At 64.5% G+C, this 20,841-nt stretch carries 17 protein-coding genes; 15 read left to right on the top strand and 2 right to left on the bottom strand.

Annotated features, from left to right (window positions below; translation table 11 throughout):
* Nucleotides 1-35 precede the first annotated feature (35 nt).
* Genes V6F88_RS09055 through V6F88_RS09040 form a run of 4 tightly spaced genes read left to right on the top strand, consistent with a single transcriptional unit; the run spans nucleotide 36 to nucleotide 3,286 of the window.
* Nucleotides 36-665, top strand: a complete 630-nt coding sequence (locus V6F88_RS09055) for an SCO family protein (RefSeq protein WP_332609020.1) — start codon at nucleotides 36-38, stop codon at nucleotides 663-665.
* Between the two features lie 48 nt (nucleotides 666-713).
* Nucleotides 714-1,748 (top strand): COX15/CtaA family protein, encoded by a 1,035-nt coding sequence (locus V6F88_RS09050; RefSeq protein WP_332609018.1) that lies wholly within the window; start codon nucleotides 714-716, stop codon nucleotides 1,746-1,748.
* Nucleotides 1,749-1,761: 13 nt separating this feature from the next.
* The gene (cyoE, locus tag V6F88_RS09045; protein WP_332609016.1) at nucleotides 1,762-2,655 is read left to right on the top strand and encodes a heme o synthase; all 894 of its coding nucleotides are present in this window, start codon (nucleotides 1,762-1,764) and stop codon (nucleotides 2,653-2,655) included.
* Nucleotides 2,656-2,671: 16 nt separating this feature from the next.
* Nucleotides 2,672-3,286, top strand: coding sequence for an SCO family protein (locus tag V6F88_RS09040; protein ID WP_332609015.1), 615 nt, complete (start codon nucleotides 2,672-2,674; stop codon nucleotides 3,284-3,286).
* A gap of 58 nt (nucleotides 3,287-3,344) precedes the next feature.
* Here the strand turns inward: V6F88_RS09040 and V6F88_RS09035 are convergent, their stop codons facing one another.
* On the bottom strand, nucleotides 3,345-3,572 hold the full coding sequence (locus V6F88_RS09035) for a DUF3717 domain-containing protein (RefSeq protein ID WP_332609014.1): 228 nt from the start codon (nucleotides 3,570-3,572) through the stop codon (nucleotides 3,345-3,347).
* A 143-nt stretch (nucleotides 3,573-3,715) separates the two neighbouring features.
* On the opposite strand from V6F88_RS09035, the gene V6F88_RS09030 reads away from it, so the two are divergent.
* The 6 genes from V6F88_RS09030 (at nucleotide 3,716) to V6F88_RS09005 (ending at nucleotide 10,608) form a co-directional block, all read left to right on the top strand.
* A complete protein-coding gene (locus V6F88_RS09030; RefSeq protein WP_332609013.1) occupies nucleotides 3,716-4,387 on the top strand; it encodes a glycine zipper 2TM domain-containing protein in 672 nt (223 codons plus the stop codon).
* 38 nt (nucleotides 4,388-4,425) lie between these two features.
* A complete protein-coding gene (locus V6F88_RS09025) occupies nucleotides 4,426-5,259 on the top strand; it encodes a PhaM family polyhydroxyalkanoate granule multifunctional regulatory protein (protein WP_332609012.1) in 834 nt (277 codons plus the stop codon).
* A 66-nt stretch (nucleotides 5,260-5,325) separates the two neighbouring features.
* Entirely contained in the window at nucleotides 5,326-6,699 is a 1,374-nt protein-coding gene (gene glmU, locus V6F88_RS09020; protein WP_332609011.1) for a bifunctional UDP-N-acetylglucosamine diphosphorylase/glucosamine-1-phosphate N-acetyltransferase GlmU, read from the top strand.
* Nucleotides 6,699-8,129, top strand: a complete 1,431-nt coding sequence (locus V6F88_RS09015) for an MFS transporter (RefSeq protein WP_332609010.1) — start codon at nucleotides 6,699-6,701, stop codon at nucleotides 8,127-8,129. The genes glmU and V6F88_RS09015 overlap by 1 nt, the downstream gene beginning before the upstream one ends.
* Nucleotides 8,130-8,230: 101 nt before the next feature.
* On the top strand, nucleotides 8,231-9,553 hold the full coding sequence (locus tag V6F88_RS09010) for a UDP-glucose dehydrogenase family protein (RefSeq protein WP_332609009.1): 1,323 nt from the start codon (nucleotides 8,231-8,233) through the stop codon (nucleotides 9,551-9,553).
* Nucleotides 9,550-10,608, top strand: a complete 1,059-nt coding sequence (locus tag V6F88_RS09005; protein ID WP_332609008.1) for a glycosyltransferase family 4 protein — start codon at nucleotides 9,550-9,552, stop codon at nucleotides 10,606-10,608. The genes V6F88_RS09010 and V6F88_RS09005 overlap by 4 nt, the downstream gene beginning before the upstream one ends.
* A 130-nt stretch (nucleotides 10,609-10,738) precedes the next feature.
* Here the strand turns inward: V6F88_RS09005 and V6F88_RS09000 are convergent, their stop codons facing one another.
* The gene (locus V6F88_RS09000; RefSeq protein ID WP_332609007.1) at nucleotides 10,739-11,239 is read right to left on the bottom strand and encodes an Lrp/AsnC family transcriptional regulator; all 501 of its coding nucleotides are present in this window, start codon (nucleotides 11,237-11,239) and stop codon (nucleotides 10,739-10,741) included.
* Between the two features lie 150 nt (nucleotides 11,240-11,389).
* Here V6F88_RS09000 and glmS point away from each other — a divergent pair, with 150 nt between their 5' ends.
* The 5 genes from glmS (at nucleotide 11,390) to V6F88_RS08975 (ending at nucleotide 20,840) form a co-directional block, all read left to right on the top strand.
* Nucleotides 11,390-13,222: a glutamine--fructose-6-phosphate transaminase (isomerizing) gene (gene glmS / locus V6F88_RS08995; protein ID WP_332609006.1), complete on the top strand. Its 1,833-nt coding sequence runs from the start codon at nucleotides 11,390-11,392 to the stop codon at nucleotides 13,220-13,222.
* A 577-nt stretch (nucleotides 13,223-13,799) separates the two neighbouring features.
* Nucleotides 13,800-15,059: a nucleotide sugar dehydrogenase gene (locus tag V6F88_RS08990; RefSeq protein WP_332609005.1), complete on the top strand. Its 1,260-nt coding sequence runs from the start codon at nucleotides 13,800-13,802 to the stop codon at nucleotides 15,057-15,059.
* A gap of 39 nt (nucleotides 15,060-15,098) precedes the next feature.
* The gene (locus V6F88_RS08985; protein ID WP_332609004.1) at nucleotides 15,099-17,579 is read left to right on the top strand and encodes a hypothetical protein; all 2,481 of its coding nucleotides are present in this window, start codon (nucleotides 15,099-15,101) and stop codon (nucleotides 17,577-17,579) included.
* On the top strand, nucleotides 17,576-19,639 hold the full coding sequence (locus tag V6F88_RS08980) for a glycosyltransferase (protein ID WP_332609003.1): 2,064 nt from the start codon (nucleotides 17,576-17,578) through the stop codon (nucleotides 19,637-19,639). Before V6F88_RS08985 ends, V6F88_RS08980 begins: the two co-directional genes overlap by 4 nt.
* A gap of 43 nt (nucleotides 19,640-19,682) precedes the next feature.
* Nucleotides 19,683-20,840 (top strand): polysaccharide biosynthesis/export family protein, encoded by a 1,158-nt coding sequence (locus V6F88_RS08975; RefSeq protein ID WP_332609002.1) that lies wholly within the window; start codon nucleotides 19,683-19,685, stop codon nucleotides 20,838-20,840.
* Nucleotide 20,841 lies beyond the last annotated feature (1 nt).

Below are 20,841 nucleotides of genomic sequence, written 5' to 3'. Positions count from 1 at the left end.
GCGCGCATCAATGAAAGACTTTTCCAGGATATAAAGTGGCTCGCGACATTTCATCCCGTCCGCCCGCGCGCAAGCGCTCGTTGATGCCCATGGTGCTGGTGTTCCTGTGTTCGCTGGCGCCCATCGTGGCCGCCTTCGTCGTCTACATGAACCCGCAGTGGTGGCCATCAGACTCCAGCAACTACGGCGCGCTGGTCTCGCCCCAGCGGCCCATGCCCGCCGCCGCCGACCTGAAGCTGACCACCCTGGACGGCAAGCCCTTCGACCTGCAAAGCCTCAAGGGCAAATGGCTGCTGGTGGCCGCCGACGGCGCGGCCTGCCCGGAAAGCTGCGCGCGCAAGCTCTACATCACGCGCAACACGCATGCCAGCCAGGGCAAGAACGTGGACCGCCTGGCGCGCGTCTGGTTCATCACCGACGATGCCCCCGTGCCGGAAAAGGTGCTGGAAGCCTATCAGGGCACCGTCATGCTGCGCGTGAACCCGGATCAGCTTGCCCGCTACCTGTTGGCCCGCGATAGCGCCGCCGGGCAGCCGCCGTTGCAGGACCCCATCTGGGTGATCGACCCGCTGGGCAACCTGATGATGCAGTACCCTGCCGATGCCGACGGCGTCAAAGTCCGCAAGGACATCAGCAAGCTCGTCTATAACTCGCGCATCGGTTGATGGATTTCTGCCGACGGGCGCGGGCATTTCCTTTTTTTCCTGGTTGACATGGAACGCATCAAAGCGCGTTATCGCAAGCTCGTATTCTTCACCTGGTTCCTGACGCTGGACCTCATCATGTTTGGCGCCTTCGTGCGCCTGACGGATTCCGGCCTGGGCTGCCCCGACTGGCCCGGCTGCTATGGCAGCGTGACGCCGCTAGGCGCGCAGGGCGACATCCACCAGGCGTCGCAAGCCATGCCGTTCGGCCCCGTGACCATGTCCAAGGCCTGGATCGAAATGATCCACCGCTACGTCGGTTCCATCCTGGGCATGCTCATCATCGGCATCGTCTACATGGCGTGGCGCTATCGCCGTGAATTGGGCCGATCGCCCGCACTGGCCGTGACCACCCTGGTGGCCGTGTGCGTGCAGGGCGCGTTCGGCGCGTGGACCGTCACGCACAAGCTGATGCCCGCCGTAGTGACGGCGCATCTGGTGTTTGGCTTGTCGGTGCTGGCGCTCATGACCTGGTTGTCGGCGCGTGAACGCCCGCACGTCGCGATCGCGGCGGCGGCCAGGCGCTGGAAGCCGTGGGTGGCGGTGGGCTTTGGCCTGCTGCTGGTGCAGGTGACGCTGGGTGGCTGGGTCAGCACCAACTACGCGGCGCTGGCCTGCATGGACTTTCCCATGTGCCACGGGCAGTGGGTGCCGGACATGGACTTCCACGGCGGCTATTCGGTGATCCGTGGCCTGGGTGAATTGCCATCGGGCGAAATGATCTCGCAGCCCGCGCTGACCGCCATTCACTGGGTGCACCGCAATTTTGCCTTCGTCGTGTTCCTGTACCTGGGCACGCTGGCATGGCGGTTGCGCGCCGAACCGGGCCTGCGCGGCCCGGCCACGCTGATGTTGGCGCTGTTGGCAGCGCAACTGTTCACGGGCCTGACGACCATCTTTTTCCAGTGGCCCCTGCTGATCGCGGTGTTGCACAATGGGGGCGCGGCCGGTTTGACATTGGCCGCCGTGGTGCTGATGGTGCGCTTGTCCACGGCGGGAAGCGCGCCGGCAGGGGGCTATGGCCCCAATTCGGTGCGCGTTTAAAATAGGGTCCACTATGACCAGTCTTGCCGCTCCTCAACCCGGATTGCTCCGCCAATACCTCGTCCTCACCAAGCCGCGCGTTACGCAGCTGGCGGTGTTTTGCGCGGTCATCGGCATGTTTCTCGCCGTGCCGGGCGTACCCGATATGCGCCGCGTGCTGTTCGGCACCATCGGCATCTGGCTGCTTGCCGCAGCCGCCTTCGCCATCAATTGCCTGATCGAACAGGAAGTCGATGCACGGATGCTGCGCACGGCGCGGCGCGCCACCGCGCGCGGCACCATTTCGGCTTTCCAGGTATTAAGCCTGTCCGGCTTGCTGGGCGGCGCGGGCATGTTCGTGCTGTACACGCTGGTGAACCCGCTGACCATGTGGCTGACGTTTGCCACCTTTGTGGGCTACGCCGTTATCTATACCGTCATCCTCAAGCCGCGCACGCCGCAGAACATCGTGATCGGCGGCCTGTCGGGCGCAATGCCGCCCGCCCTGGGCTGGGCGGCGGTGGCCGATGCGGTTCCGGCCGAAGCCTGGGTGCTGGTGCTGATCATCTTCATCTGGACGCCGCCGCACTTCTGGGCGCTGGCGCTGTACCGCAACCATGACTACGCCAAGGCCGGCCTGCCGATGCTGCCGGTCACACACGGCAACCAGTTCACGCGCCTGCACATCCTGCTCTATAGCGTGGCGCTGGTGGCAACAACGCTGTTGCCCTACGCCATCCGCATGAGCGGCGCGCTGTATCTGCTGTCGGCGCTGGTGTTGGGCGGCATGTTCGTGTCGTATGCGTGGCGGTTGTACCGCGCCTATAGCGACGAACTGGCGCGCAGCATGTTCCGCTTTTCCATTCTCTACCTGGCGCTGCTGTTCGGCGCCCTGCTGGTGGACCACTGGGTCGGCCTGCTGCGCTGACCCCTGGAGGTTGTTGATGTCCGTGTTTTCCGCCAGCCGCCGGCAGGGCCTGCGCCTTGCCGCTGCCACCGCCCTGACGGTTCTTGCCGGCGCGCTTGCCGCTTGCGGCGACGCCGCGCCCAAGTTCAAGGGCAGCGACATCAGCGGCACCCAACTGGGCCGTGGCATGGAACTGACCGACACCAACGGCAAGAGCCGCCAGTTGTCCGACTTTGCCGGCAAGGTCGTGGTGGTGTTCTTCGGGTTCACGCAGTGTCCCGACGTGTGTCCCACGTCGCTGGCAGAGCTGACCGAGGTGATGAAAAAGCTGGGACCGGACGCTGAGCGCGTGCAGGTGCTGCTGATCACGGTGGACCCGGAGCGTGACACGCAGGAAGTGCTCAAGCAATACGTGACGGCATTCGACCCGCGCTTTTTGGGCCTGACCGGCACGCCGGATCAGATCAAGAAGGCGGCGGCTTCGTTCAAGGCGTACTACGCCAAGGCGCCCACCAAGGACGGCAACTACACGATGGATCACACCGCCGCGTTCTACCTGATTGATGGCAAGGGTGAATCGCGCGTGCTGGCCAACAACAACCTGGGCGTGGACGCGCTGACGCACGATATCCAGGCGCTGCTGAAGAACTGAGAGGGGTAGCGCCCGCGAAGGATCCGGGCAACAGTCCACCCACGGATCCACAAAAAATTCAGCGGGCCGTCGCGCCCGCCGCAGCCCAGCCGGCCAACGCCGCCTGGGCTTTTTCATTCAGTTCGGCAACCGAGATGTCGTGGCGGTGCGAGATGATCATCAAGGCATAAGGCGTGGCCAGTGCCGCCGCTTCCGGGCACAGGCGCGATTCGTCGCCGACCGACGGCGAGACGTTGCGCCAGTAGTTGATTGCCTGTTCGAGCTGGGGCAGGGAAATGGAATCCATCCGCCTATTGTCCACGAATGCACAAGGCTGTCCACCGGCGCGGAACGCGCTGCAACGCCTGCAAAGAAGCGTCACCATCGCAACATGCCGAAACCGCGCCCGGGTGCTATACCGATGCCGGTTAGTTACGATGGAGCATCGTCATGAATACATCCACCCGAATTCAAAGCCCGCGCAGCGGCTTGCACCCACTGGTTGCGGCAGCCGCCATCGCCGTGATCGTCATGTGCGCCGTGGGCGTGGCTGCGGTGATGGGCTGGTTGCCGTCGCCCTCGGCCAATCCGCACGCTGATACGCCCGTGGCGGAAGCCGGCCCCGAGAGCGCCAACCTGGCGCCCGCGCCAGAGCCCGCCCCGGCGCCGCCGACGCGCCAGGCGCAGCAAGCCGTACCCGCGACGCAGCAGGCCCGCCCGGCGTCCGCCTCGGCTCCCCGCGCACCCGCGCCCGCCCCGGCGCAGCAGGCCTGCCAGAGCTGCGGCGTGGTGGAAACCATCCGCCAGGTGCAGGTGCCGGTCAAGGACAACAGCAGCAATCTGGTCGGCACCATTGGTGGCGGCGTGGTGGGCGGCGTAGTGGGTAATCAATTTGGCGGAGGCAACGGCAAGACGGCGCTGACGGTGCTTGGCGCTGTGGGCGGTGCTTTGGCAGGCCGCGAAGTTGAGCGTAATATCAGACAGCAACAAACGGTGACGCACTATGAGCTGACGGTCCGCATGAGCGACGGCAGTGCGCGCCAGTTTCGCAGCGCGCAACCGTTTGCCTTTGCGTCCGGCGACCACGTGCGTGTGGAAAACAACCAGCTGCTGCCCGGGTAACCCGCGGCCGGCGGCAATAGTCTTTGGGGAGACCTGGCATGAGCGACCAATTCACGAACCCGTTCGTCCTTCCTGGCATGGGACAGAATTCCGATCTGTCGGGCAACCCCTTGCTGGCCAGCATGGAAATGATGCGCCAGGCCTGGGCGGGGTTGACCGGCCCGGGTGGGCTGGCCAGCAGCTTGCCGATGGCGCCTCCCATGAATCTTGAAGACCTGGACCGCCGTATCGCTGAACTGCGCTCGGTCGAGAACTGGCTGCGCATGAACCTGTCGATGCTGTCCTCCACTATCCAGGGCATGGAAGTGCAGCGATCCACCATCAGCACGCTGCGCGCGTTTGTGGACAGCGCCGCCAGCATGGACATGAACGCCGTGCGCGATAGCGGCGCGGCCTCGCCGCTGGAAGTGGTGCTGGGTTTGAAGCCCGCGCCGAAGTCCGCCGCCAAGCCGGCATCGTCGTCCGCATTCAGCGCGCGTGACGACAAGCCTCAAGATGCCCCGCCCGCGGATGCCGCCGCGGACGCCACCAACGCCACCCACGCGTCCGAATCGGCCGGGCCGGGAATGACCGAACAGATGGGCGCCGCCGCCCAGTCCGCGTCCAAGGCCTGGTGGGACCTGCTACAGCAGCAGTTCAACCAGATCGCCGCCGCCACCGCCGCGTCCATGCCGACCAACCCCGCCGCGCCGACGGCCGGTGACGACGCCGGCCAAACCAAACCCAAGGACACCAAGGCCGCCGCCAAGTCCGAGCCCAAGGCTTCCAAGCCCGCCGCCCGCAAGACCGCGGCCAAGTCCGCTTCGAAGAGCGCCGCCAAGACCGCTCCTCGGGCATCCAAGAAAACCGGGCCTGCCGACGGCAAGCCCTGATCTCCTTCCAATCGACTCGCATCGGCCGCAAGGCCGTTTGCGCCGTCTCTTAACCTATCTGAACCTATGCTTAATGTAGTGATCCTCGCCGCCGGACTGGGCAAACGCATGCAGTCCAACCTGCCCAAAGTGCTGCACACGCTGGCCGGCAAACCCATGCTGGCTCATGTGCTGGACAGTGCGCGGCAATTGAAGCCCGCGCGCATCATCGTTGTGGTGGGCCACGGCGCGGACCGCGTCAAACAGGACTTTGAGGGCCAGCCGGATCTGCACTTCGTGTTGCAGCAACCGCAGCAAGGCACCGGCCACGCCGTGCAGCAGGCGGTGCCGCTTCTTCAGGAAGGCAGTGGCAAGGACGACGTGACGCTGGTGCTGTACGGCGACGTGCCGCTGGTGCAGCCCGACACGCTGCAACGCCTGCTGGATGCGCGCGGCGCGGGTGCCGCCGTCCTGACCGAAGTGCTGGACGATTCCACCGGCTATGGCCGCATCGTGCGCGATGACAAAGGCAACGTGTGTCGCATCGTCGAACACAAGGACGCGTCGGAAGCTGAACATGCCATCAAGGAAGTGAACACCGGCATCCTGACCGCGCCGACCGCCAAGCTGAAAGACTGGCTGACCCGCATCGACAACAAGAACGCGCAAGGCGAGTACTACCTGACCGACGTGGTGGGTCTGGCCGTGGCCGATGGCGTGCCCGTGGGCGCGGCGCAACCGGGCGCCGGCTGGGAAACGCTGGGCGTGAACAGCCGCGTGCAGCAAGCCGAACTGGAACGCCGCTGGCAGGGCGAGCAGGCCCGCCGCCAGCTTGAAGCCGGCGTCACGCTGGCCGACCCCGCCCGATTCGACGTGCGCGGCACGCTGTCTTGCGGGCGCGACGTGTTCATCGACGTGGGCTGCGTATTCGAAGGCAACGTCACGCTGGCGGACGGCGTGCGTGTGGGCCCGCATTGCGTATTGCGCGACGTCAGCGTCGGCGCGGGCACGCAGATCGAGGCGTTCAGCCATTTGCAGCAGGCCGAAGTGGGCCGCGATGCGCGCGTTGGCCCGTATGCCCGCCTGCGTCCGGGCGCCGAATTGGGCGACCGCAGCCACGTGGGCAACTTCGTCGAAATCAAAAAGAGCGTGCTGGGCGCCGACAGCAAGGCCAACCACCTGGCCTACATCGGCGATGCCGACATCGGCGAACGCGTCAACGTGGGCGCGGGCACCATCACCTGCAACTACGACGGCGTGAACAAGCACCGCACCGTCATCGAAGACGACGCCTTCATCGGCTCGGACACGCAACTGGTGGCCCCGGTGCGCGTCGGCCGTGGCGCAACACTGGGTGCCGGCACCACGCTTACCCGCGATGCGCCGGCCGACAAGCTGACCGTCTCGCGCGCCAAGCAGCTTACCGTTGAGGGTTGGCAGCGTCCCGCGAAGAAGTCGTGATGGCGCAGAAAGACCCTGCCCCGGACAGCGCCTCGGCCGGCCCCCGGGGCGCTTCCAACGGCAGCGCCAACAGCAGCACAAAAAGCGCGCTGCCCGACGGCTTGCCGGCGCCGCGTCGGTACTGGGCGGCCGCCACCGTCATGACAGGGATCAGCCTGTCGGTGCTGGACACCACCATCGCCAACGTGGCCTTGCCCACGATTTCCGTCGACCTGAACGCCTCGCCGGCGCAGGCCGTGTGGATCGTCAACGCCTACAACCTGGCGGTAGTGATGGCGCTGCTGCCGCTGTCGGCGCTGGCCGAACGCATCGGCTTTCGCCGCATGTTCACCTTTGGCCTGATCCTGTTCACGCTGGCATCGCTGGGCTGTGCGCTGGCCGGCACGCTGTGGCAGCTGACCGCCGCGCGCGTGTTCCAGGGCGTGGGCGCCGCCACGCTGATGTGCATGTTCGGCGGCCTGGTGCGCAACATCTATCCGCTGCACATGCTGGGCCGGGGCATCAGCATCAACGCCACCACGGTGGCCGTGATGTCGGTGCTGGGTCCCACGATCGGGTCCGCCATCCTGTCGGTGGCGCCGTGGCCCTGGATCTTCGCCGTCAACCTGCCGATCTGCGTGCTGGCCATGTTCGGCCTGCGCCACCTGCCCGAAGTGCCGCGCAACGACGTCAAGCTGGACTGGATCAGCGCCTTGCTGTGCATGGCGACGCTGGGCGTCTTCATTTCGGGCGTCGACATGATGGGGCAGGATCTGCTGCGCGGTATCGGCCTGGTGGCCATCGCGTCCGTGGCGGGTCTGGTGCTGGTGCGCCGCGCGCGCAAGCAGCCGGCGCCGCTGGTGCCGGTGGACCTGCTGCGCATCCGGCCGCTGGCCTTTGCCGTGGGGGCGTCCGCCTGCACGTTCGCCGCGCAGATGGCGTCGTATGTATCGCTGCCGTTCTATTTCCAGCAGGTGCTGGGCCGGCCCTATCTGGAAGTGGGCATGTTGATGGGCGCCTGGCCCGTGGGCACGGCCATCATCGCCCCGCTGGCGGGCCGCCTGTCCGACCGCTACTCGGCCGCAACCCTAAGCGGCGTGGGGGCGGCGACGATGGTGATCGGCATGCTGTGGCTGACCTTGTTGCCGGCCACGGTGTCCAACTGGACCATCGTGGCGGGCATGTTCGTGGCGGGCGTCGGCTTCGGCTTCTTCCAGACGCCGAACAACCGCGCCATGCTGTCGGCGGCGCCCCGCTCGCGCAGCGGCGCGGCGGGCGGCTTGCAGGCCACCACGCGCGTGTTTGGCCAAAGTTTCGGTACCGCGCTGGTGGCCATCGCCTTCAGCGTCAGCCTGGCGCATGGCCCCGGGCTGGCGTTGGTGCTGGGCACCATTTGCGCCGCGCTGGCGGTCGTGGTGAATACGGTGCGGTTCAACAAACTGCGTGCCTAGCGGCCGTTGCGCCCCTGGGTCCCGGCCGCTTCTATAATGGCGGCCGGCGCCTGCTTCCCTTTGCCAGGCGCGCGAAATTCCTTATTTGAAGGCGTGCAGGCATGAAAATCACGGTCGTGGGTACCGGTTACGTTGGGTTGGTGTCGGGAGCGTGCCTGGCCGACATGGGCAACGACGTCATGTGTCTGGACCTGGACGAGGCAAAAATCGCCCTCCTGCGCCAGGGTGGCATCCCGATCTACGAGCCCGGCCTGGAAGACCTGGTCCGCCGCAACGTGCAGGCGGGCCGCTTGCAATTCACGGACGACGTCGCGCAGAGCGTGGCCTTTGGCGACGTGCAGTTCATTGCCGTGGGCACCCCGCCCGGCGAAGACGGCTCGGCCGACCTGAAGTACGTGCTGGCCGCCGCGCAGAACATCGCCCGTCACATGACGTCGCGCAAGCTGATCGTGGACAAGTCCACCGTGCCGGTGGGCACCGCCGACAAGGTGCGCGCCGTGGTGGCCAAGGAACTGGACGCGCGCGGGGTCGACATCCCCTTCAGCGTGGCGTCCAACCCCGAATTCCTGAAGGAAGGCGCGGCCATCAATGACTTCATGAGCCCCGACCGCGTGATCGTCGGCGCCGACGACGACTACACCGTCGGCGTCATGCGCCGCATCTACGAGCCCTTCCAGCGTACGCACGACCGCCTGATGGTGATGGACGTGCGTTCGGCCGAGCTGACCAAGTACGCCGCCAACGCCATGCTGGCCACGCGCATCTCGTTCATGAACGAGATGGCGAACCTGGCCGAAGCGCTGGGCGCCGACATCGAGCAGGTGCGCCGTGGCATCGGCGCCGACCCGCGCATCGGTTACCACTTCCTGTACCCGGGCGCCGGCTATGGCGGTTCTTGCTTTCCGAAAGACGTGCAGGCGCTGGTCAATACGGCCGCCGAAAATGCACTGCCCATGCGCGTCATCGAAGCGGCCGAAGCCGCCAACCACGCGCAGAAATTCCGCCTGTCCGAAAAACTGGTTGCGCGCTATGGCGAAGACCTGCGCGGCCGCAGAATCGCGTTGTGGGGCCTGTCCTTCAAGCCCAACACCGACGACATGCGCGAGGCGCCCAGCCTGACGGTCATCGCCGAACTGACCCGGCGCGGCGCTGAAGTTCGCGCCTACGACCCGGTCGCCATGCACGAGGCCGCGCGCGTGATGGTCGGCCAGCCCGGCATCAGTTTCGCCACCGATATGTACGACGCGCTGGACGGCGCCGACGCGCTGCTGATCGCCACGGAATGGAAAGTCTTCCGCGCCCCGGACTTCGACCGCGTGAAGGCCCTGTTGAAAACGCCGCTGATCATCGACGGCCGCAACCTCTACACGCCGGCCGACGTGCGCGGCATGGGCTTTGAGTATTCCGGCATCGGACGCGCATGAAGATCCTGCAACTGAACTTCGAAAAAGGCTGGCGTGGCGGCGAACGGCAGACGCTGTATTGCATGCGCGCGTTTCGCAAGGCCGGCCACGATGTCGAAGTGATGTGCCGGGAAGGCGCCCCGTTGGCGGAACGCGCGCGGCAAGAAGGGTTTGTGGCGCATACGCGGCGCAACGTGCCGGGGCAGCTGGCGTTCCTGGCCGGCGCGGGCCGCTATGACATCATCCACGCGCAAACCGCCAACACCATTACGTGGGCCGTGCTGACCAAATGGCTGCATCGCCGCCGCGTGGTGTTCTCGCGGCGCACGTCGTTCGTGGTCAAGCCCGGCGACGAATGGAAAACCGGTTTCAAGTGGCGCCACGCCGACCTGTTCGTGGCCATCAGCGAGATGGCCGCCAGCGAACCGCGCCGCCTGGGCATTGAGCCCGTCATCATCCGCAGCGCGGTCGAACCGCACGCCATCAACGCCGACAACGTTGCCAACCTGGTGCGTGAATTCGACCTGACCGGCAAGAAGGTCATGGCCACGTCAGCCGCGCTGATCCGCGACAAGGACCCCGTGACGCTCGTGCGCGCCGTGGGCGAGTTGGCCAAGACCCGCCGCGATTTCGTCTTCCTGCACTTCGGCGCCGGCGGCGACCGCGAACAGCAGGCCAAGGACGAAGCCCGCCAACTGGGCATCGAAGACGTCTACCGCTTTGCGGGCTTTCGCAAGGGCGTCGAAGACTTCTACAGCATCCTTGACGTCTTCGTCATGAGCTCCGAAGAAGAAGCGCTGGGCAGCAGCGTGCTGGACGCCTTCTTGCAGCACGTGCCGGTGGTGTCCACCGATGCCGGCGGCCTGAAGGAAAGCCTGGCTGACGGCCGTGGCGTGCTGGTGGCCGTGGGCGACCACCAGGCCATGGCCGCCGGCATGGCCCGCTGCCTGGATGACGCCGCCTTCCGCCAAGACGTCACGCAACGCGCGTACGAGTACGTGAAAAGCGAACACGACGTTCAAAAGATGGGCAACCGCTATCTGGCGCAGTTCGAGCGCTTATTGGGTCGGGCCTAGTCTCTTGCAGGCGGACGCCGGCTTCGTAGCTGGCTCGACCGATAAACTCGGGCTCCAACTCTATGAACAAGCTGGCTAAAAGCGCCCGGGAAGCATTGGGGGACAACATGGCGTCCGCGCCGATGCCGCTTCACCCCCTGACATCAATCCGCGTTTCGAATTTTGCCCGGTGCACCGAAAAGAACGTGCGCACGTTGCGTACGTTCGCCTGGGCGGTGAACGCGCGGTGGACCAGCGCGTGGTAGGCGGGCATGTCTTTCACCTGGGCGATCACCACGAAATCCGGTCCGGGGGATACCCGGTAGCACTGCAAGACGGCGGGTTCGGTCAGCATGCTTTGCTCGAATGCGTCCAGGCTTTCGGCGGCCTGGACGTCCAGGGTGATTTCGACGATGGCGGTCAACGTGCTGCCCAGCTTCTCGGCCGCCAGGATGGCGACTTGGCGGGCGATGACGCCTTCATCCACCAGGCGTCGCACCCGGCGCAGACACGTGGGGGGCGATGCATGCACCCGCGCGGCCAGGTCCTGATTCGTCAGTGAACTGTCCAGTTGAAGCTGCTCAAGAATACGCAGGTCCAGGTCGTCCAGCTCCGGCTGCGGCAAAGCGGGGTTCGGCGGTTGATTTTGCATGATTAATTCAAAAACATCGTTTTGACGAAAGATAATTTAATCACAAATACGTAAGTAAATTAAATTCCAAACGGTGGCCTATTAAGAAATCATATTTCTTCGCGCCTCGCGCACAATGCGTCGGTACCCGAACTTAAGTGGAGTTTTCCTATGTGCGGCATTGTTGGCGCCGTCGCCCAGCGCGACATCACCCCGATCCTGGTTGAAGGCCTGAAGCGGCTGGAATATCGCGGCTACGACTCTTGCGGCGTCGCCGTGTATGCGGACGGCCACCTGCGCCGCACGCGCAGCACGCAGCGCGTTGCCGAGCTGGCCGACCAGGTTGCCCAGGACAAGGTCCAGGGCTTTACCGGTATTGCGCACACGCGCTGGGCAACGCACGGCGTGCCCGCCACGCACAACGCCCACCCGCACTTTTCGCACCTGGGCAACGAAGAGCCCCGTATTGCGCTGGTGCACAACGGCATCATCGAAAACCACGACGAACTGCGAGCCGAACTGCAAGCCGTCGGCTATGTGTTCGAAAGCCAGACCGACACCGAAGTCATCGCGCACCTGGTGAACCACCTGTACGCGGGCGACCTGTTCGAAGCCGTGCAAAATGCCGTGCGCCGCCTGCATGGCGCCTACGCCATTGCCGTGTTCTGCCGCGACGAACCGCATCGCGTCGTGGGCGCTCGCCAGGGCTCGCCGCTGGTGGTGGGCGTGGGCCAGAACGAGAACTTCCTGGCGTCCGACGCGCTGGCGCTGGCCGGCACCACGGACCAGATCATCTATCTGGAAGATGGAGACGTTGTCGACCTGCAACTGTCGCGCGTGTGGATTGTGGACGCCAACGGCAAGAACGTGGACCGCGAGGTGCACACCGTGCACGTGCACACGGGCGCCGCCGAACTCGGCCCGTACCGCCACTACATGCAAAAGGAGATCTTCGAACAGCCGCGCGCCGTGGGCGATACGCTGCAAGACATCGAATCGATCACGCCCGAGCTGTTTGGCGACGATGCCTACAAGATCTTCAAAGACATCGATTCGCTGCTGATCCTGGCTTGCGGCACCAGCTACTACGCCGGCCTGACCGCCAAGTACTGGATCGAGTCCATTGCCAAGATCCCGGTGGCCGTGGAAATCGCCAGCGAATACCGCTACCGCGACAGCGTGCCGAACCCGCGTTCGCTGGTCGTCACGATTTCGCAGTCGGGCGAAACCGCCGACACGCTGGCCGCGCTCAAGCACGCGCGATCGCTGGGCATGGACAAGACGCTGACCATCTGCAACGTGTCCACCAGCGCCATGGTGCGCGAGTGCAAGCTGTCGTACATCACGCGCGCCGGTGTTGAAATCGGCGTGGCCTCGACCAAGGCCTTCACCACGCAGCTGACCGCGCTGTTCCTGTTGACGCTGGCGCTGGCGCAAGTGCGCGGCCACCTCAGCGACGAGCAAGAAGCCGACCACCTGAAGGCGCTGCGTCACCTGCCGGTGGCCATCGGTTCGGTGCTGGCGCTGGAACCGCAAATCATGGCGTGGGCCGACCGCTTTGCGTCCAAGGAAAACGCCTTGTTCCTGGGCCGCGGCATGCACTATCCGATCGCGCTGGAAGGCGCGTTGAAGCTCAAGGAAATCAGCTACATCCACGCCGAAGCCTACCCGGCCGGCGAACTCAAGCACGGCCCGCTGGCCCTGGTGACCGAGCACATGCCCGTCGTCACTATCGCGCCCAAGGACGAGCTGCTTGAAAAGCTGAAGTCCAACATGCAGGAAGTGCGGGCGCGTGGCGGCGAGCTGTATGTGTTCGCCGATGCCGACAGCAAGATCCAAAGCGCCGAAGGCATGCACGTGATCCGCATGCCGGAAAACTACGGCAAGCTGTCGCCCATCCTGCACACGATCCCGCTGCAACTGCTGTCGTACCACACGGCATGCGCGCGCGGCACCGACGTGGACAAGCCGCGTAACCTGGCCAAGAGCGTCACGGTGGAATAACCGGTCGGGTCGTCTTTCAGGTTCGTCTTTCAGATCAAGCACTTGGCCCACCGTATGCGGTGGGCCAAGTGCTTTTGATCAGGGTGATTTCAGGGGCATTATCCAGGCGATTATGACAGGCATGTACACCACGATTTTGCAATATGGAATTATTGCTTTAGGCTATTAATAAATCCCGGCTGAACGGGTATTATGTTTTTCAGTATGGTTAAACAAGAATAAGAAATACGCTTTTTAATATTCATTAACAAGTGCCCGACCATCCTGTGTTGCGGTTTGTGTAATGAATGTAATTATTTGAGGGAAATCCCGGGGTTTATTACGGGCACCCTGACTCATTTCCACAGCAATAAAAATTTTTAGAAAGAATATTGCTGTCGGCCGCATCTACGATTCGTTGGCTCATCAAGAAACGGGTATGTATACGTTTCGAGCCGTAACTTTCCTTAAGCAATAAGTCCGCCCAGTGGGGACAGTCGTATATCGATTTTGAATCGAATACGTGTCCTCGGGCGTCGATTTCTAGTGTCCACGACACGACGAAAACAGTGAGGCCCCCGTGGTAAAGAGAATCGCAGTGTGTGGCCTTGGATATGTCGGCCTGCCCGTAGCAGTCGCATTTTCCAAGCGCTTTGATGTCATCGGCTTTGATGTGGATAAGCGGAGAATCGCACGACTGAAAGAGGGACACGACTGGACCGGCGAGATAGAAGACGACGCCCTGCGTGCCTCTGCCATGACCTTTACCGACCAGATCTCTGAACTGGAAGGGTGCGACTTTTTCGTGGTTGCCGTTCCCACGCCCGTCGACGAAAAGAACAACCCCGATTTTTCCTTGCTGGTGCGCGCATGCCAGTCCATCGGACCCGTGCTGCGCCCGGGCTGCATCGTGGTGTTTGAATCCACCGTCCACCCCGGCGCCACCGAGGAAATCTGCGGCCCCGAGCTGGAAAAAGTGTCCGGCCTGCGCTGCGGCATCGATTTCAAGCTGGGCTACAGCCCCGAACGCATCAACCCGGGCGACCGCGAGCATCCGCTGGAAAAGATCGTCAAGATCGTGTCCGGCCAGGATGAAGCGTCGCTGGAAATCATTGCCGGCGTGTACGAGAAGATCATTGACGCCGGCGTGCACCGCGCCTCGTCCATCAAAGTGGCCGAAGCCGCGAAGGTGCTGGAAAACACCCAGCGCGACATCAACATCGCGTTGATGAACGAGATGTCCAAGATCTGCGATCTGGTCGGCATCCGTACCTCGGAAGTCTTGAACGCCGCCGGCACCAAGTGGAACTTCCTGAAGTTCTCGCCCGGTCTGGTGGGCGGGCACTGCATCGGCGTGGATCCGTACTACCTGACGTCCAAGGCGCAGGAACTGGGTTACCACCCCGAAGTGATCCTGTCGGGCCGCCGCATCAACGACGGCATGGCCAACCACGTCGCGCAACGCATCGTGCAGACGCTGGCCCGCAATGGTCGCCTGAATGCGTCCACCCGCGTTGGCATCCTGGGCATGACGTTCAAGGAAAACGTGCCCGACATCCGGAACTCGAAGGTCGTCGATCTGTACAAGGCGCTGGGCAGCTACGGCATCACGCCGGTGGCCTGCGACCCGATGGTCGACCCCGAGCAGATGGAACATGAATACGGCATCAAGCTCGTCCCCCGCGCGGAATTCGGCGGCATGGACGTGTTGATTCTCGCGGTGCCCCACCGCGAAACCATGGAGACCATCTGGGAAGACATCCCCGGCCTGGTCAACAGCGGAGGCATGGTGTGCGACTTGAAGTCGGTGCTGGATAGCAAACGCCTTGCCCCCGACCTCTTGTACTGGACTCTTTAAGTTCAGGCTCGCTATCCATCACTACAGGAGAGACCCTGGATGACTGCATTTACTATCGCTCCGATCGGCACCTGCCGGATCCATACGCCGCTGCGCGATGCCGTGGGACGCTACCCGATCAAGCTGCAACTCGGGCGCAACTACGGTTTTGTGCACACCAGCGCCGAGGCGCTGCAACAGGCGCGCTTCATGTTCGGCCAGGCCGACATTCCGGCCGACGTACAGCGCCTGATCTTCCGCCCGTCCAATGGCGAGCAAGCTCGCCGTGGCACGCATAAGCCGGCTGACCTGTACATGGTTGAGCTGTCTTCGCGCAAGCTGCTGACCATCGACGGCCATCCCATTCAATCGAACTACCTGGTTCGCTACTTCAGCGAGTTCTTCGCCGACCGCGCGCGCACCCGGATGTTCTGGCAGCTTGCCAGCACCGATCGGCTTGCCGAACGCCGTGCGCAGCTGGACCAGGACGCGGTCTTCAAGAGCCTGTCGCGCGAAGACCAGGAACTGTTGTCGCGCATCGTCAAGCGCGACCAGACCGATGAAGAAATCGAAGCCGAAATGCGCGAGCTGGTCGCGCTGCTGGGCCATGAAAAGGTGGTGTTCGTCACCCACGTCAACGCGCTTACGCCGGACAACGTGCCGATCGAACAACGCGCGCAGCTGATCGCCACGGTGGCCGCCGGCGCGCAGCACATCGGCGTGCCGTGCTACGACCCCACGCCGCTGATGAGCAAGATCGGCCAGGCCGAGGCGATGGAAGACGGTGGGCTGGACCTGACGCACTACACGCAGGTCTTCGCAGAACGCCTGTGCCACGAATGGTTCAAGAACTACATGCGTCCGCGCATGAGCGCGTCCACCACGCAGGTGGCCGTGCCCAAGCTGGGCGCCGACGACAGCGCCGAACGCATCGAAAAGATCTGGGACGCCGGCGACCTGCGCGAAGCATCGCGCCGCGTGCGCGACGTGCTGCGTCGCCACCCCGGCCTGCCCGAGCACACGCTGCTGTTTGCACGCATCCAGGAAGAACTGGGCGACTACGAAGGCTCGCTCGCACTGCTGGGCAGCGCCGACGGCGCCCTGGCCACCGGCAGCAAGGCCGAACAGATCCTGATGCGCAACCACTTCAAGCTGGGCCGTCACGACTTGGCGTACTCGCTTGCCGCCGGCCTGCTGGGCGACGAAATCGAAACCCCTGAAATCGTGCGCATCGCGGCGGTTTCCGCCGGCCAGCTGGGTTACGTGGACGAGTCGCTGGGCAACTGGAAGCAGCTGTTCCGCATCTCCTCGCCCACCGACGCCACCGCGGTGGAAGCGGCCGACACGGTGCTGTCGCTGTTGCAGACCAGCGGCGACATGGAAGCCGTGATTCGCTGGGTCAATGAAGTGCGCGAAGCCATCCCGACGTATGGCCGAGGCTTTGCCGTGCTGTGGCGTGACCGCCTGTTGGCTGGTGACCGCGCCGGCCTGCGCGCCCTGGCAGCCGAATCGCCCGCGTTGGAAGACGTGGACGCGCTGGAACTGGTCAAGGAAGCCTCGTGGCGCGGCTGCATCATGGCCGCCGCCGCGCTGGCCGCCTCTTGCGGCCTGGCTCACAGCCAGCACGAAGACATCAGCGCCTGGCTGCAATCGCAGTCCACCGCATGGGCCGAGGAAGGTACTCGCGCACTGGAAGACGGTCGTCTGCGTGACGCCGCCGAACGCATCTGCGCACACCGCCTGCTCAACCCCGACGCCCTGACCGCCGTGCGCGCGCAGCGCGCGTTCGAACGGGCGATGCGTCTTGGCGTGCGCGCCGCGCTGCTGGCCGGCAACCACAAAGAAGTGATTGACCTGACCGACGTCGCGTTGGACACGCAGCTTGATTTCCCCGAGCTGGACACGATGCGTGGCCGCGCCGCCGATGCGCTGGGCGACAAGCAAACCGCCATGCGCCATCTGGAACAGGCCGCCGCCGACAAGGCCGCGCCCTTGAGCACGCAGCTGTACTTTGCCCGCGTGGCCTTCAACGGCGGCTGGTTCGGTGAAGCCATCGACGCCTACCAGGCGGTGCTGGCCAACGCCTCGGCCGACCAAGGCGCCAAGGACGAAGCCGAACGCCAACTGGGCAGGCTCGGCCCGCGCGCCATTCGCGGCGCCCGCGAACTGCTGGCCGCCGGCGATCATCGCGCCGCGTGGAACCTGCTGGAACGCGTCGCCCAGTCGTGGCCGCAGATGACGGAAGTCGAGCACGAAAAGCGCCGCATCATCGCCGTGCTGTACGCCGAAGCGCGCGCGCTGGATCCGGCCAGCACCACCGAGCGCCTGGCGCTGGGCGAACGCATCGTGGAACTGGTGCCCACCGACGCCATCGGCCTGCGCCTGGCCGCCGTCGGCGCCATGCGTTTGCATCGTTTCGAACAGGCCCTGCCGTACTGGCGCCGCCTTCGCGAACTGTCCGATAACCCCACGCAATTCGATCACTACATCGATCGTTGCCTGGTGTGGATCGAAAAGGCTAATCGAAGGAAGGCAGCATGAACCCACCACTGACTACCGAACGGGCGGACGTTTCGTCCGATCTCCAATGGGTGCATGCCCAGTTGGAGGAGATCGTCACGGCGTCGGTGCGGGTCCAGGTCGCACAAGAAAACCTGGCGCGCGCCGAAGCGTTGGCGCGCGATCATCTGGAAGATTCCAAGGTCCGCTTCCTGTTGCTTCGGCTGAAGGAATCGGCGGGCTTGAACGAAGGCATGGCCGAGCAGTGGGCAACCTTGCTTCAAGAATGCCCCGACGACCTTCAGATCGTGCGTTATTGCGCGACGCGACTGGTCAAGGAACGGCATCTGGACGAGGCCCTGTCCCTGGTCGACCGGCATCTGCCGGCCTCGTCCGAGAATCCGTCGCGGCTGTTCTCGCGCGCCAAGCTGCTTAGCGACATCCGCGCGCACGAGCAGTCTGACCAGTTGTTCCGTCGGCTGATCCTTGAGCACACGGATCGCAATATCCGCGTCGAATTCGCCAAGCGGCTGCGCAAGCGCGGCTTGCTGGCGGACGCGTATGAAGCCATCCGCCCTGTCGCCGCGCACCTGGCGCCCGGCAGCAAGGCGGCGGAACTGGCCACCGCGCTGGCGGCCGATTACGCCTTCTTCAAGGGCTTGGAGCCCGAAGGCGGCCTGGCGGGCAAGGACGTGCGCATCGTGTCGATGAAGCATGCCATCCTGCACTTTCGCAACCGCAAGATTGCCGAGCAACCGCCGGAAAAGCCCGTGTCCGTCGCCCTGGTGACGGGCAGCCTGGGCCCCGGCGGCGCCGAGCGTCAGTTGACCCGTCTTGCCGGCGAGTTGACGCGCATGGCGGCACAGCCGGATCGGCAACTGCCTGACGTCGTGATGCGGCCCGAGAAGGTCGAGGTCATGGTCAAGCAGCACACCGAACCGGCGGGCTCGACCAAGAAGAAGCAAGGGCTGGACTTTTTCCTGCCGGTTTTGGTGCAAGCGCAGATCCCGGTGACCGAGATCAACAAGCTGCCCGCCATTTCGGTGGCGCACCAGTCCGTGCCCGACGGCCGCCTGGGCCGCATGCTGGAACAGCTGCCCCCGCCCGTGCACTACGGTGTGACGCGCTTGGCCCCGGTGCTGCGCGCCAACCCCTTCGACGTCGTCAGCCTGTGGCAGGACGGTACGTGCCTGTTCGGTGCCCTGGCCGCTTTGCTTGCCGGTGTTCCGACCATCCACCTGGTGTTTCGCGGTCTGCCGCCCAACATCCGCAAGGACCGCTTCCGCGAAGAGTATCCCGAGCTGTTCCAGGCGCTGGCACAAGTGCCGGGTGTGTACTTCGTCAGCAACAGCCGCACCGCCGCCGAGGCGTACGCGCAGTGGCTGGGCATTCCCGTCGTGCGTTTCCACGTGCTGTACAACGGCGTGCCCGACCTGGCCACCAACGCCTCGCCCACCGACGAGCAGAAGTGGGAGTCCTTCAAGCAAGCCACCGCCGATGCCACCGAGACGGTCGGCGGCGTGTTCCGGCTGGAGCCGGACAAGCGGCCGCAGCTATGGATCAAGATGGCCGCGATGTACCTGAAGCGACGACCCCAGGCACGCTTTGTCATCGTGGGCGATGGACGCCTGCACGACAACATCGTCGCGCTGGCGGAAGAGCTGCGCGTGGTCGACCGGCTGCTGCTGGTGGGCTTGTCCAATCACGTGGGCTACTGGTATTCGCAGATGGACGCCAGTGTGCTGCTGTCGCGCTATGAAGGCTTGCCGAACGTGTTGATCGAAGCGCAGCTGTTGGGCGTTCCGGTGATTTCAACACCCGCCGGTGGCGCAGGAGAGTGCTTCGTTGAAAACGAAACGGGGCATCTGCTCAGCGACGTCGAACATCCCGACATGACAGAAGCCTGCGACAAGGTGGAGTCGATGGTTGACCTGGTGCGCAGTAACGAGTCATTGAAGGCGCAGAGCCGCAAACGGGCACAAGACCTGTTTTCGCTCGACGCGATGCTGTCCAAGTTCCTGAGCCTGTGCGTGCCCGTCATGCCCGTCTCGGAGAACGACGAACGCATCGACTTCCCGCAGATGCAGCGCATGCTTGCGTGATCGGCGGCAAGTCTTTCCGAAGTCCAATAGATTGAAGGGTTTTATGCACATGAACGTCCCGGCTTTCGGCCTGCGGCGCAACGCGGCCTTCGCCATGCTGGTGTTGGCCGCTCTTTCACTTTCGGGATGCCAGCTGCCGCGTTCCGGTCCGATGTTGAGCGAAATGACGGGGGCACACGACGACAAGGACGTCATCGTGATGCCCGCCTCGCGTGAACTGGTGCAGGCCAGCAGGGTACCTGACGTGGCCGACTTTCCCGTGCGCTATCGCGACCTGACGCAAGCGGGATTCGACCGCCTGGTGCCCGGTGACGGCATCAACGTGCGCGTGTGGGAACGCGGTGGGCTGGGCGTGTTCGCGGCGGACCCGTCTGGTGTCAGCGACCTGGGCAACCAGGAGATCGACCGTTCGGGCAACGTCTATTTTCCCATCCTGGGCAAGTTCCGCGCCGAAGGCCTGACGCTGGCGCAGCTGCATGATTCCGTCGTCGGCCGCCTGGCCAAGCTGGTCGTGGGCGCCGACGTGAGCGTCACCCGCGTGACGGACGCGCGCGGCCAGATGGTGACGGTGCAGGGCAACCTGACCAAGCCCGGCATGTACCCGATCACGCAGACCGCCCAGCGCCTGAGCAGCGCGCTGGCGCAGGCCGCGCCGGTGCAGACCAACCCCGAACAGCTTGTCATCAGCCTGCGCCGCGACAACCAGGTGGCGTCGGTGCGCCTGTCGGACATCTACCGCAATCAGAACAACGACATCCTGCTGCGGCCGGGTGACGTCATCACCGCCTACGACTCGCGCGAATACCTGACCGTGCTGGGCGCGGCGGGCAACCAGGGGCGCGTGGCGATCAGCAAGCGCAATTACTCGGTGCTGGACGCGCTGGCCGATTCGCGCGGCCTGGACGACAAGCTGGCCGACCCGCGTTCCGTATTCCTGTTCACGCCGGCCAAGGCCGGTGTCGCCGGCAAGCCGGACATGCTGCCGGTGGTGTATCAGTTTGACCTGACGCGGCCCGAGCAGGTGGCGTTGGCGCGTGAATTCACCGTGCATGAAGGGCAGGCCATCTACATCTCCGATGCGCCGTTCACGCAGGTGCAGAAGGTGTTGTCAGCCTTCCGCGTCACCATGAGCGCCGGCTTCAGCGCCACGCGTGCGATCGACAGCGATTCGGGCTCCAGCTCTTCCGGCGTGACCCAATAGC

Origin of the sequence: Achromobacter sp. ESBL13, assembly GCF_036668755.1 — a bacterium.
In the GTDB taxonomy this organism is placed as follows: domain Bacteria; phylum Pseudomonadota; class Gammaproteobacteria; order Burkholderiales; family Burkholderiaceae_B; genus Achromobacter.
Note: the sequence above shows the minus strand (reverse complement) of the source record. Positions and strands in the feature narration are given on the sequence as shown.